11 protein-coding genes are annotated in these 11,676 nt (G+C 70.9%); 4 read left to right on the top strand and 7 right to left on the bottom strand.

Annotation, left to right across the window (positions count from 1 at the left end; genetic code table 11):
• Positions 1–10: 10 nt before the first annotated feature.
• The 6 genes from ABIC63_RS13080 to ABIC63_RS13055 all read right to left on the bottom strand — a co-directional run bounded on the left by ABIC63_RS13080 (position 11) and on the right by ABIC63_RS13055 (position 5,697).
• Positions 11–1,027: an ABC transporter substrate-binding protein gene (locus ABIC63_RS13080; protein ID WP_017757526.1), complete on the bottom strand. Its 1,017-nt coding sequence runs from the start codon at positions 1,025–1,027 to the stop codon at positions 11–13.
• 64 nt (positions 1,028–1,091) lie between these two features.
• The gene (locus tag ABIC63_RS13075; RefSeq protein WP_114802329.1) at positions 1,092–1,862 is read right to left on the bottom strand and encodes an ABC transporter permease; all 771 of its coding nucleotides are present in this window, start codon (positions 1,860–1,862) and stop codon (positions 1,092–1,094) included.
• A gap of 22 nt (positions 1,863–1,884) precedes the next feature.
• Positions 1,885–2,949 carry a dihydrodipicolinate synthase family protein gene (locus ABIC63_RS13070; protein WP_354320057.1) on the bottom strand — a complete coding sequence of 355 codons (1,065 nt, stop codon included), beginning with the start codon at positions 2,947–2,949 and terminating at the stop codon, positions 1,885–1,887.
• 4 nt (positions 2,950–2,953) lie between these two features.
• Positions 2,954–3,841, bottom strand: a complete 888-nt coding sequence (locus ABIC63_RS13065; RefSeq protein WP_354320056.1) for a GNAT family N-acetyltransferase — start codon at positions 3,839–3,841, stop codon at positions 2,954–2,956.
• Positions 3,828–4,904, bottom strand: coding sequence for an NAD-dependent epimerase/dehydratase family protein (locus ABIC63_RS13060; RefSeq protein ID WP_294372887.1), 1,077 nt, complete (start codon positions 4,902–4,904; stop codon positions 3,828–3,830). Before ABIC63_RS13060 ends, ABIC63_RS13065 begins: the two co-directional genes overlap by 14 nt.
• A 145-nt stretch (positions 4,905–5,049) precedes the next feature.
• Positions 5,050–5,697 (bottom strand): TetR/AcrR family transcriptional regulator, encoded by a 648-nt coding sequence (locus ABIC63_RS13055; RefSeq protein WP_017761386.1) that lies wholly within the window; start codon positions 5,695–5,697, stop codon positions 5,050–5,052.
• A 197-nt stretch (positions 5,698–5,894) separates the two neighbouring features.
• Between ABIC63_RS13055 and ABIC63_RS13050 the strand changes: the two genes are divergently transcribed.
• A complete protein-coding gene (locus ABIC63_RS13050; RefSeq protein ID WP_354320055.1) occupies positions 5,895–7,337 on the top strand; it encodes an NAD-dependent succinate-semialdehyde dehydrogenase in 1,443 nt (480 codons plus the stop codon).
• 64 nt (positions 7,338–7,401) lie between these two features.
• Here ABIC63_RS13050 and ABIC63_RS13045 read toward each other — a convergent pair whose 3' ends face one another.
• Entirely contained in the window at positions 7,402–8,379 is a 978-nt protein-coding gene (locus ABIC63_RS13045; RefSeq protein WP_354320054.1) for a tripartite tricarboxylate transporter substrate binding protein, read from the bottom strand.
• Positions 8,380–8,586: 207 nt separating this feature from the next.
• Here ABIC63_RS13045 and ABIC63_RS13040 point away from each other — a divergent pair, with 207 nt between their 5' ends.
• The 3 genes from ABIC63_RS13040 to ABIC63_RS13030 all read left to right on the top strand — a co-directional run bounded on the left by ABIC63_RS13040 (position 8,587) and on the right by ABIC63_RS13030 (position 11,648).
• Entirely contained in the window at positions 8,587–9,408 is an 822-nt protein-coding gene (locus ABIC63_RS13040) for a transporter (RefSeq protein WP_354320053.1), read from the top strand.
• 132 nt (positions 9,409–9,540) lie between these two features.
• Positions 9,541–10,194 carry a thermostable hemolysin gene (locus ABIC63_RS13035; RefSeq protein WP_294372874.1) on the top strand — a complete coding sequence of 218 codons (654 nt, stop codon included), beginning with the start codon at positions 9,541–9,543 and terminating at the stop codon, positions 10,192–10,194.
• The gene (locus tag ABIC63_RS13030; RefSeq protein WP_354320052.1) at positions 10,191–11,648 is read left to right on the top strand and encodes an AMP-binding protein; all 1,458 of its coding nucleotides are present in this window, start codon (positions 10,191–10,193) and stop codon (positions 11,646–11,648) included. Before ABIC63_RS13035 ends, ABIC63_RS13030 begins: the two co-directional genes overlap by 4 nt.
• Positions 11,649–11,676: the final 28 nt, after the last annotated feature.

Below are 11,676 nucleotides of genomic sequence, written 5' to 3'. Positions count from 1 at the left end.
TGACGCGCGCTCACTTCGCGGCCAGCGGCAGTGCCACCTTGGCCAGCAGGCCCTTGGTGTAGACGGCCTGGCAGTCCACCTTGCGGGGCAGCCCCATGTAGGTGTTGACGATGTCGACCGACGCGCACATCTTCTTGTCGTCGATGGCGCCCAGGCCGTTGTCGGCGAAATTGCGGGTGCGCATCAGATCGAAGCCGAGCAGCATGTTGGCGCGGATCACGTTCACGTCGATCTCCGGCACCCGCTTCTTGTAGATGGCCAGGGCCTCCTCCGGGTTGCTCATGACGTCGCGCCACCCCTGATACGAGGCTTCGAGGAAGGCCCGCAGCTGCTGGGGCCGGTCGGCGATGGTCTTGTCGCTGGCCATGAGCGACATGGCATACAGGTCGAAGCCATGGTCCGCCCAGGCCATGCGCACCACCTTGCCCTCGCCCATCGCCTTGTCGTAGAAGGGCTGGCCCGTCGTGTAGTCGGCCACCCCATCCATGCGCTTCTCGGCGATGGACGCCACCTTGGCCGTGGGCTCGATGTTGACCCAGGTGACTTTCTGCGGGTCGATCCTGTTCAGCCGCGCGAAGGCCGGAAAGGCCAGCCGCTGGCTGTCGCCGGCAGGCGCACCCACGGTCTTGCCCTCCAGGTCGGCGGGCTTCACCAGCGGTGCGTCGCTGCGGCTGAAGAAGGTCATGGGCGTCTTGTCGAAGACAATGCCCACGATCTTGACCCGCGCGCCGCGCGAGACGGCCGAGATGATCGGCACGGCATCGGCCAGGCCGGCGTCGGCGCGGCCGGTGTCCACCTTGGCGATGGCGTCGCCCGAGCCCTTGGAGGCCTCGATGCTCACATCCAGGCCGCGCTGGGCGTAGTAGCCCTTGTCCAGCGCCACCCAGTAGGCCGCGTGGTCGCCCACGGCGAACCAGTTGAGCGCCAGCGTGAACTTCTCCTTGGGCTGGGCGAGAGCCGGGCCGTGGGCCGACAGCAGCGCGAGGCCGGCCACGGTGGCCTGCAGGGCGGCGGAACGAAGAGGCATGGCAGCTTCCTTTCTGGGGAGGGAGGACGAAGCGGTGAAGGAGGATTCGGGAATGGGCGGCGCCTCAGCCGGCGCGGTCCTCGGCCCAGGGCGCGAGCAGGCGCGACAGGCCGGCCACCAGGCCGTACAGCAGCAGGCCCAGCAGGGAGATCCACACCAGCGCGGCGAAGGCGGCCGGCGTGTTCATGCTGCTCTGCGTGGTGATGATCACGTAGCCCAGGCCCTTCTGCGAGGCGACGAACTCGCCCACGATGGCGCCCACCACGGCCGAGGTGGCGGTGACCTTCAGCGCGCTCAGGATGTAGGGATAGGCATTGGGAATGCGGATCTTGAGGAAGACCTTCCACTTGGGCGCGCTGAACACGCGGCCCAGGTCCACCAGGTCCTGGTCGATCTGCGTGAGGCCGACAGCGGTGTTGATGACCACCGGGAAGAACCCGATGAGCGCGCCGATCAGCATGTTGGGCAGGATGCCGTAGCCCAGCCACATCAGGAACAGCGGCGCGATCGCCACCTTGGGCAGGGTGTTGACGAAGACCAGGAAGGGCGTGAGGGCCCGCGAGAGCCCGGGCGACCACGCGATGGCCATGCCCAGCAGCACGCCGGAAGCGCCGGCCAGCACGAAGGCGCCGAGGATCTCCACCGCGGTGATCCAGGCATGCTGCAGCCACGGGATCTCCTGACTCACCATGGCCTGCAGCACGGCCCCCGGGCTGGGCAGCAGGTACTCGCGGATGTCGAAGACCGACACCGCCAGCTGCCACAGGAGCACGAAGCCGACGAAGATGCCCACGGCCGGCAGGTAGTGGGCGAGGGCCTGGCGCAGACGGTGCATGCGGCGTTCCTGGAGTGGGGTTTCAGCGGAGCCAGCGGTCGCGGTTCGCGGCCACGAATTCGTCGTCGGACAGGTCGGCGTGCTCGCGGCACACGCGATCCAGCGCGTCGGCCTGGCCGGGGCTCAGACCCTCCTGCGGATCGAGGCACCAGATGCCTTCGAGCAGGCCCTGGCGGCGCAGGATCTCATGGCAGCCGGCGATGCAGCCGCGGAAGTCGTTGGCGACGTCGAAGAAGGCGCTGTTGCAGTCGGTGACGCGGCTGTCCAGTGCCAGCAGCTCGGCCGGCACGGCGCCGGCCGCGACCGTGGCCTGGCAGCGTTGCAGCAGCTGCACGGCCTTCTGCGTCCAGACCGACCAGTGCCCCAGCAGCCCGCCGTGAAAGCGCACTGTGACCGGTGCGCCGTCGCGCATCACGGTGAACGGCGTGAGCAGGTCCAGCACGATGTGGTCGTCATTGCCGGTGTAGAGCGTCACCCGTTCCTCGGCCCGTGCCGCCACCAGGCCGCGCACCACGTCCAGGGTGCGGTAGCGGTGGAAGGGCGCCACCTTGATGGCGACCACCTGCTCGATGGCCGCGAAGCGGGCCCAGAAGCCTGCGCTGAGCACTCGGCCGCCGACCGCCGGCTGCAGGTAGAAGCCCACCAGCGGCAGCTCGGCCGCCACGGCCTGGCAGTGGGCGATGAGTTCGTCCTCGCTGCGGTCGCTCAGGGCGGCCAGGCTCAGCAGGCCGGCGTGGTAGCCCAGGTCGCGCGCCAGCCGGGCCTCGGCCAGGGCCTGGGCGGTCGGGCCGCACAGCCCGGCGACGAGCGCGAGTTCCCGCTGCGAGCCCATCCAGTCGCGGGCCGTCTCGGCCGCCAGCCTCAGCACCGGCGCGTACAGCCCCCGCTCGCGGATGGCGAACTGCGTGGTGTGCACGCCCACGGCGAGGCCGCCCGCGCCGGCGTCGAGGTAGTAGCGGGTGAGGGCGCGCTGGCGGCGCTCGTCCAGCTGTCGCTGCGCATCCAGGGCGAGCGGGTGGGCAGGAATGGCCAGGCCGCGCTGCAGCAGCTGGCGGGCATGGGTCACGGCGTCGTCGGCAAGAGGCATGGGGTCATCCGAATTCGGGGCCGGCCACGGCAAAGAGAGCGGCCGAGGGTTGGGTCACGCAGTCGGGCAGGGTCTGCGCCCGCGCCATGCGCACGAAGGGCCGCTGCACGGTGAAGCCCTGGGCGCCGAGCCATGCGCGCAGGGCGGTGTGGGCATCCGGCACGTCGATGAAGACCGGGCCGTCCAGTTCGGTCAGGGCGGTCTGCAGCAGCGCCTGGGCCTGGGCGCTCGTGGGCGCCACCAGGGGGCCGATCTGCCAGGCCCGCCGGCCTTCGCGCGCGATGACGAAGGCCGAAGGGCCGCCGTCGCCCGCCCGCAGCCACGTCCGCGTGCCGCGGCGGGCCAGCAGGTCGCGCAGCAGCAGGCCGCGCGTGAGGCCGCTCGCGTTGCGGTCGAGGGTGGTCAATGCGTCTTCGTCGTCGCCGCTGGCGGGCCGCACCGCGCTGTCCACCACCGAGGCAGGATGTCGGCCGGCCTCGCCCGCCCAGCGGCAGAAGCCGAAGCCGGGGCGGAAGCCGAGGCGCTCGTACACCGCCTGGCCGGCCGGCGTGGCGTCGAGGACGGGGGTGAGCCGGCGCTCGCCCAGGTGTGCCAGCGCCTCACGGAGCAGGTCGCTGGCCAGGCCCCGATGGCGCCATTCGCGGTCGACCAGCACCATGGAGATCCAGGCCAGTGGCCCATAGGGCAGCACGGCCGCGGTGGCCACCAGCTCGCTGCGTGCCGTGCGCCGGCCGAACGCGACGCCGTGGCGGGCGAAGAAGGCCCAGTCGTCGGCCGTCTGGTTCCAGCCCGCGGCATCGGACAGCGCCACGCCGGCGAACACGTCCGCGTCACCCAGCCGCACCGCGCGCGTCGGCTCGGCATCGGCGCGGGTCGCCTCAGAAGGCGCCATCCCGCACCTCGAACTTGGTCGGCTTGTGCAGGCTGGGGCGTTGCTGGATCACCCAGTCGGCCACCCAGTCGAGCATCGCGCCCAGCGGCACGACGGGATAGCCGAAGAGGCGGGTGGCCTGCGTGGTGTCCGACAGCAGGGCGGTGGGCGCCTCCTGCCCGCTCACCCGCACCGGCACGTCCATGCGGCGGGCGAATTCCTCGACCAGCCAGCGCACGGAGAGGGTCTCGGGGCCGGTGCAGTTGATGGGCGAGGGCGGCGTGGTGCAGTGGCGCAGGCTGCGCAGCGCCTGGGCATTGGCGTCGCCCTGCCAGATCACGTTCACATGGCCCATGGCCAGGTCGATGGTCTCGCCCCGGTGCACCTTGGCGGCGATGTCGTGCAGCACGCCGTAGCGCATGTCGATGGCGTAGTTGAGGCGGAACAGCCGCCCCGGCGTGCCATGGCGCGCGCCGAAGTACTGGAACATGCGCTCGCGGCCGATGCAGGACTGGGCGTATTCGCCGATGGGCGCCGGCGGGGTCAGCTCCGAGGCCCCCTGGCGCCCGACCGGCGTCAGCGGATAGATGTTGCCGGTGGAGAAGGCCACGATGCGCGATTCGCGGAAGGTGTCGGCCACCAGCGCCGGCACATGGGTGTTCATGGCCCAGGTCAGGGCCTGGTTGTCCTTGGCGCCGAACTTGTGGCCGGCGGCGAAGACGATGTTGGGCACCTTCGGCAGGGCCTGCAGCGCGTCGCGGTCGAGCAGGTCGCAGGCGATGGTGTGCACGCCCCAGGCCTCCAGCTGTTCGCGCACCGCCGGGTCGCTGAAGCGGGCCACGCCGATCACGCGCTTGTGCGGCGCGGCGTTGCGGGCCAGCCGGGCCAGCGTCGGGCCCATCTTGCCGGCCACGCCCAGGATCATCAGGTCGCCTTCGACCGCGGCCAGATCGTCCACCAGGGCCTGGGTCGGACGGGCCAGGAAGGCATCCAGCGCCTCCACCGAATCGAAGCGCTCGGGCAGTTGCGTGGGGTCCAGCAGGGCCGCGGACGCAGGCGCCGCGGGGGAAAGGCTTGGGCTCATGGGTGACTCCGCGGCACCGGTTCCGGCGCCTTGGAGATGCACTGTAGGCACCGCTTCCGATGCTGTCAACCGTTTGGTTGAAAATGGGCGAATGGCAGGTGGGGCCGGCTGCAGGCCCGCGGGGCCCCGCCAGCAGGGGGCACCTTCAGGGGCGCAGCCCGGCCATGGCAAAGCTCACCACATGGGCGCGGTAGGACTCGACGGCGCCGCCCTCGCACAGGTCGCGGCCGAAGATGGAGGACAGGGTCAACCGGTTCGAGAAGAAGAAGTACGACATGCCGGCAACCGACACGTACAGCTCCACCGCATCGATACCGGCGCGGAAGACGCCCGCCGCCATGCCGCGCGCGAGCGTCTGGGCGATGAGCTCGATCAGCGGGGAGTTGGTGTCGCGGATCGCCGCCGAGTCGCGCACATGGGCGGCGCCGTGCGCGTTCTCGTGGTTGAGCAGCCCGATGAAGTCGGGGTGGCGGGCCAGGTAGTCGAAGGAGAAGCCGATGAGCGCCGCCATGGCGGCGGTGGGTTCCATGTCGCCGAGGTGCAGGTCCCGCTCCAGCGAACGGATCTCGGCGTAGACCGCTTCCAGGGCGGTGCGGTAGAGGTCTTCCTTGTTGCCGAAGTAGTAGTACAGCAGCTGCTTGTTCACGCCCGCCCGTGCCGCGATCTCGTTGACGCGGGCACCGGCCAGGCCCTTGGCCGCGAACTCGGCGCGGGCTGCCTCCAGGATGGCCTGCCGGGCCGCGTTGTGCGAGCTGTCGTCGGCGACGGGGGCTGCGGCGCGGCGTGCGGTCATGGCGAAGGGGGCGGGAAGAAGGGGGAGGCGATTATCCGCGGGGCCTCGTGCCGCCCGGACTTGCGCGCGCGGCCCTGCGACCGGCGTGGCGAGCGGGTAGCATTGTTCGTTCTCTCCCGCCTTGCGGCACTTCGCCGAGCCTCTCGGCCCTGGCCCCTGCCGCTCCTCCCGACCGACCACCAAGGACGACGACGCGCATGACCGCTTCCTATCCCAACACCCAGCTCCTGATCGCCAACGAATGGGTCGATGCCGCCAGCGGCAAGACGCTGGACGTGATCAACCCGGCCACCGGCCAGCCCATCGGCAAGGTGGCCCATGCGGGCAAGGAGGACCTGGACCGCGCCCTGGCCGCGGCGCAGAAGGGCTTCGAGGCCTGGCGCTTCATGCCGGCGCACGAGCGCGCCGCCCTCATGCGCAAGGCCGCGGGCCTGGTGCGCGAGCGCGCCAACGAGATCGCGCCGCTGCTGACGCAGGAACAGGGCAAGCCCCTGGCCGAGGCCCGCATCGAAGTCGTGGCCGCCGCCGACATCATCGAATGGTTCGCCGACGAAGGCCGCCGCGTGTACGGCCGCATCGTGCCCTCGCGCAACCTGGCCGCGCAGTCGCTGGTCATCAAGGAGCCGGTCGGCCCCGTCGCGGCCTTCACGCCCTGGAACTTCCCCATCAACCAGGTGGTGCGCAAGCTGGGCGCCGCGCTGGCCGCCGGCTGCTCCTTCCTGGTGAAGGCGCCCGAAGAGACGCCCGCCTCGCCCGCCGCCCTGATCAAGGCCTTCGTCGACGCCGGCGTGCCGGCCGGCGTGGTCGGCCTGGTGTTCGGTGATCCGGCCGAGATCTCCAGCTACCTGATCCCGCATCCGGTGATCCGCAAGATCACCTTCACCGGCTCCACCCCGGTGGGCAAGCAACTGGCCGCGATGGCCGGCCAGCACATGAAGCGCGCCACCATGGAACTGGGCGGCCATGCGCCGGTGATCGTGGCCGACGACGCCGACATCGCCCTGGCCGTCAAGGCCGCCGGTGCCGCCAAGTTCCGCAATGCCGGCCAGGTCTGCATCTCGCCCACGCGCTTCCTGGTGCACAACAGCATCAAGGCCGAGTTCACCGCCGCGCTGGTCAAGCATGCGCAGGGCCTGAAGGTCGGCGACGGCCTCGCCGAAGGCACGTCGATGGGCCCGCTGGCCAATTCGCGCCGCCTGACGGCCATGGCCAACGTGGTGCAGGACGCACGCGCCAAGGGCGCCAAGGTGGTGGCCGGCGGCGAGCGCATCGGCAGCGAAGGCAACTTCTTCGCGCCCACCGTGCTGGACGACGTGCCGCTGGACGCCTCGGTGTTCAACGACGAGCCCTTCGGCCCCGTGGCGGCCATCCGCGGCTTCGACGCGCTCGAGGACGCCATCGCCGAAGCCAACCGCCTGCCCTTCGGCCTGTCCTCGTATGCGTACACGCGCTCGATCAAGAACGCGCACCTGCTGTCGCAGCGCATCGAGGCCGGCATGGTCTGGATCAACCAGCCCGCCACGCCCACGCCCGAGATGCCCTTCGGTGGCGTCAAGGATTCCGGCTACGGCTCCGAGGGCGGCCCGGAGGCCGTGGAGGCTTACCTCAACACCAAGTCCGTGACCATCATGGCAGCCTGAGCGACCCCATCGCTCAGCAACAGAAAGGGCCGCATCGCGGCCCTTTCTGTTTATGGCGTCACGCTCACTGCGGCTTGCCCAGCCCCAGCTTGTCGATCACGGCCTTCTCGCGCTCCACCGTCTCGCGGGCGAAGCGGGTGTAGTCGGCGCTGCCCATGTAGATCGGCACCATGTCGTACTTGGCGAGCGAGGCCAGGTAGCTGGGTTCTTCCATCGCCTGCTTGAAGGCGTCGTGCAGCTTCCTGACCACCTCGGGTGGCGTGCCGCGCGGGGCGCCGATGCCGAAGGGCGAGTTCTGCACGATGTCGTAGCCCAGCTCCTTGAGCGTGGGCGCATCCGGGAAGCGCGCGAGGCGCTTGTCGCCCCAGGTGTTGAGCACGCGCATCTTGCCGGACTCCACATAGGGCGCCCAGCCGGTGCTGTCGGCGCCGGCCATCAGCTGGCCGCTCATCAGCGCCAGCGTGAGGTCGGCGCTGCCCTTGTAGGGCACGTGCTGCAGCTGGATGCCGGCGCGCTGCGCCACCAGCTCGGTGGTCAGGTGCGGGCTGGTGAGCGTGCCGGTGGAGCCGTAGGTGAGCTTGCCCGGATTGGCCTTGGCATAGGCCACGAAGTCGGCCCAGTTCTTGAACGGGCTGTCGGCGGGCACCACGATGCCGAAGGCGTAGCCGGTGACGTTCAGCACGTAGCTGATGTCCTTGATCGGGTCCCAGTTGATCTTGGTGGTGTAGCCCAGGCGGAATACGCCCAGCGGAATCTGCGCCAGCGTGTAGCCGTCGGGCTGCACGGTCTGCAGCTGCTGCGCGGGCAGCGTGCCGCCGGCACCGGGCTTGTTGTCGATGATGACCGGCTGGCCCAGCACCTTGCTGGCGTTCTCGGCCAGCTGGCGCATGGTGATGTCGGTCGGACCGCCGGCCGGGAAGGCGATGACGAGGCGGATGGGTTTCTCGGGGAAGGCGCGTGTGGCCTGCTGGGCCTGCGCGCTCAGGGCGGCAGTGCCGAGGGCGGCGAGCATGAGCGCGCCGAGGAGGGGGCGACGGTGCATGGAAGAGGTCTCCGGGTCTTGCTTCGTAAGGCCGGCCATTAGGCGGGACGCGGGGCCGCGCGGCAATCGGTGGAGGCCCCGTCGAAGGGGCTTTGCTGTAGCCAAGGTGACGCGCCCTCCTGGGCAGGCGCGGCCATGTCGCAGAAGCCGGATTCATGAAGAGTTCACTCCTCCTGCGTCCAATGCGCAGCGCTTGTCCCGACCACGATGAAGAACACCCAGAACCTGCCGGCGGCCTCGCCGCTGCGATCGACGCCAGGGCGGCGCACAAGCCTTGTGGCGCTGACATTGCTGCTGCCCGGCTTGGCCGCGCAGGCCATGCAGCCGCTGATCACCGACGACACCGGCACCCAGGGCGCCGGCGTGCAGCAGATCGAAATGGCCGCTGCACGCGCCCGTCGGTCGACCGGCCCGGCGCGCCAGGCCGGCGACAGCCTCTCGGCCACCTACACCTATGGCGTCACCGACACCGTCGACCTCTATGCCGCGCCCACCTTCCTGCGCATGCAGGCCGACGGCAGCCGCACCAGCGGCTGGGGCAACACGGCCCTGGGCCTCAAGTGGCGCTTCTACGAGAACGAGGCCACCGGCACCAGCCTCGGCCTCAAGCCCGAGTTCGTCGCGCCCGTGAGCAGCCGCCGCGAGGCGCGAGGCCTGGGCGACGGCCGCAGCTCGGGCCAAGTGACGCTGCTGCTGAGCCAGCAGCTGCCCTTCGGCGCCCTGCACGTCAACTATGCGTGGGGCCGCCAGCGCGACATCGATCCGACGGCCGGCGCCATCAACCGGCGCCTGTCCATGGCGCTGGTCTGGAACATCGCCGACGACTGGAAGCTGGCCGCCGATGTGGGCCTGCAGCAGCGCCAGGGCGTCGACGCGACGCGCCAGCGCACGCGCTATGCCGAGCTCGGTGTGGTCTACAGCCTGGGCCCGCGCTGGGACCTGGCGGCCGGGGTGGTCCGCGCGCGGGACGACCAGCAGCCGGCGGTCCGCACCATCACCGGCACGCTGGGCCTCACGGGCCATTTCTGAGTCATCTGCCGGTCAGCAAAGGGCGCGGAACGCCGCCCCGCACTTAATTTGGCGTTAAGCGCGTCCGCAGACCATCACGGCCATTCGTCAACCTGCGCAGTGGCTTTTCTGCCGCCGCGACACGGACCACCCATGCGCCTGTTCTCTCCTCTGGGCGATGCCATGCCGACATCGCCGATCCCCTCCGCCTTTCCCGTGGCGGGCCATCTCACGCGGCATCCGGAGGCCGACCCGCAACGTGCCGCGGTGGAGCAGAGCATCCGCGAGATGTATGCCCAGCGCTATGGCGCCCTGGTGCCGGCCTTCGCGCCCATGCTGCTGGCTCTGCGCGAGGGCAGCCATGTGCTTGCCGCGGTGGGCTACCGTCGGGCGGATGAAGGTCCGCTCTTCCTGGAGCAGTACCTTGACGCGCCCGTCGAGTCGCTCATTGCCGCGCATGCCGGCCGCCCCGTGGACCGTGCGGGCATCGTGGAGGTCGGCAACCTCGCCGCCCCGCGTGGTGGCGAAGGCCGCCGCCTGGTGCAGCTGCTCGGGCCCTACCTGATCGGCGAGGGCTTCGACTGGGTCGTGGGCACCGTCACGCAGGAACTGCGCGCGATGCTCGTACGCCTGGGCGTGGCCCCGCTCACGCTGGGCCGCGCCGTGCCCGATGCGCTGGGCGACCAGGCCCGCTGCTGGGGCAGCTACTACGACCACGAGCCGGTGGTGATGGCCATCCACCTGCGGCGCGCCCTGCGGCACTTCATGACGCGCCGCGCCCGCCTTGCCGCCGGAGGCCGCGCATGACCGCCACTTCGCATGACCCGCAGGCCATCGCCCTCGACGACGGCATCCGCACCTGGCGCGCGGCCGACGTCGATGCCCAGGCCGCCTCGCTCGCGCAGCGACTGGCCGCGCAGGGCACCCGCGTGCTGGCCACGCTCATGGACAACTCGCCCGCCTGGGTGATCGCCGACCGGGCCGCGCTGCGGGCCGGCATCGTGCATGTGCCGCTGCCCGCCTTCTTCACGCCGGAGCAGATCGCTCATGCCATCGGCGCGTCGGGCGTGGACACCGTGCTCACCCTTCCGCCCGTGGCCGCCCGCTGGCCGCAGGCGCCGGCCGTGCCGTGCGAGATCGCCGGCCAGCCCTTCACGATGCTGCGCCTGCCCGCGCGCAAGGTGCCCATGCCGCCGGGCACGGCCAAGATCACCTTCACCTCGGGCACCACGGGCGCACCCAAGGGCGTGTGCCTGACGGCCGCGTCCATGCAGCGCGTGGCCGATGGCCTGGTGGTGGCCATGGCGCCGCTGCAGGTGCAACGCCACCTGTGCGCGCTGCCCTTCGCCGTGCTGCTGGAGAACATCGCCGGACTGATGGCGCCCCTGACGGCCGGTGCCAGCTGCATCGTGTTGCCCCTGCAGGATGTGGGACTCACGGGTTCGTCCAGCTTCGATGTCGCCGCCTTCCACGCCGCCGTGGTCCGGCACCAGCCGAACAGCCTGATCCTGCTGCCGCAGATGCTGCGGGCCTGGGCGGGCTATCTGGCGCAGACGCGGCAGCGCGCACCCGAGTCGCTCAAGCTGGTGGCCGTGGGCGGCGCCGCGGTCGGCGTGGGCCTGGTGCAGGCTGCGCGTTCGCTGGGCATCCCGGCCTACGAGGGGTATGGCCTGTCCGAAGGTGCCTCGGTGCAGACACTCAACCTGCCCGGCTGCGACCGGCCGGGCAGCGCCGGCGCTGCGCTGCCCCATGCCCGCCTGCGCATCGCGGCCGATGGCGAGATCGAGGTGGCCGGCAGCCTGTTCGCCGGCTACCTGGGCGATGCGCGCGCGCCCGGCGAATGGTGGCCGACGGGCGATCTGGGGCATCTGGATGCCGACGGCTTCCTGCACGTGGATGGCCGCAAGAAGAACCTGCTGATCACCGCCTTCGGCCGCAACGTCTCGCCCGAGTGGGTGGAGACCGCCTTGCGCGGCCATCCCGCCATCGGCCAGGCGGTGGTCTTCGGCGATGGACAGCCGGCGCTGTCGGCGGTGCTCTGGCCGCTGGCGGCCGATGCCGACGATGCCTGGCTGCAGGCGGCCGTCGATGCCGCCAATGCGCACCTGCCCGATTACGCGCGCGTCCAGCGCTGGGCCCGCGCCGTCGCCCCATTCACGGCCGAGTCCGGCATGGCCACTGCCAACGGCCGGCCGCAGCGCGCGGCCGTGCTGGCCCGCCATGCGCAGGCGCTGGAACTGCCCGCGCCTGCCCTTGCCTGAGCCCCACCTTCTTCTTTCTCATCCCTTC

Source organism: Pseudacidovorax sp. 1753 (assembly GCF_040544975.1).
Taxonomy (GTDB): domain Bacteria; phylum Pseudomonadota; class Gammaproteobacteria; order Burkholderiales; family Burkholderiaceae_C; genus Xenophilus.
Note: the sequence above shows the minus strand (reverse complement) of the source record. Positions and strands in the feature narration are given on the sequence as shown.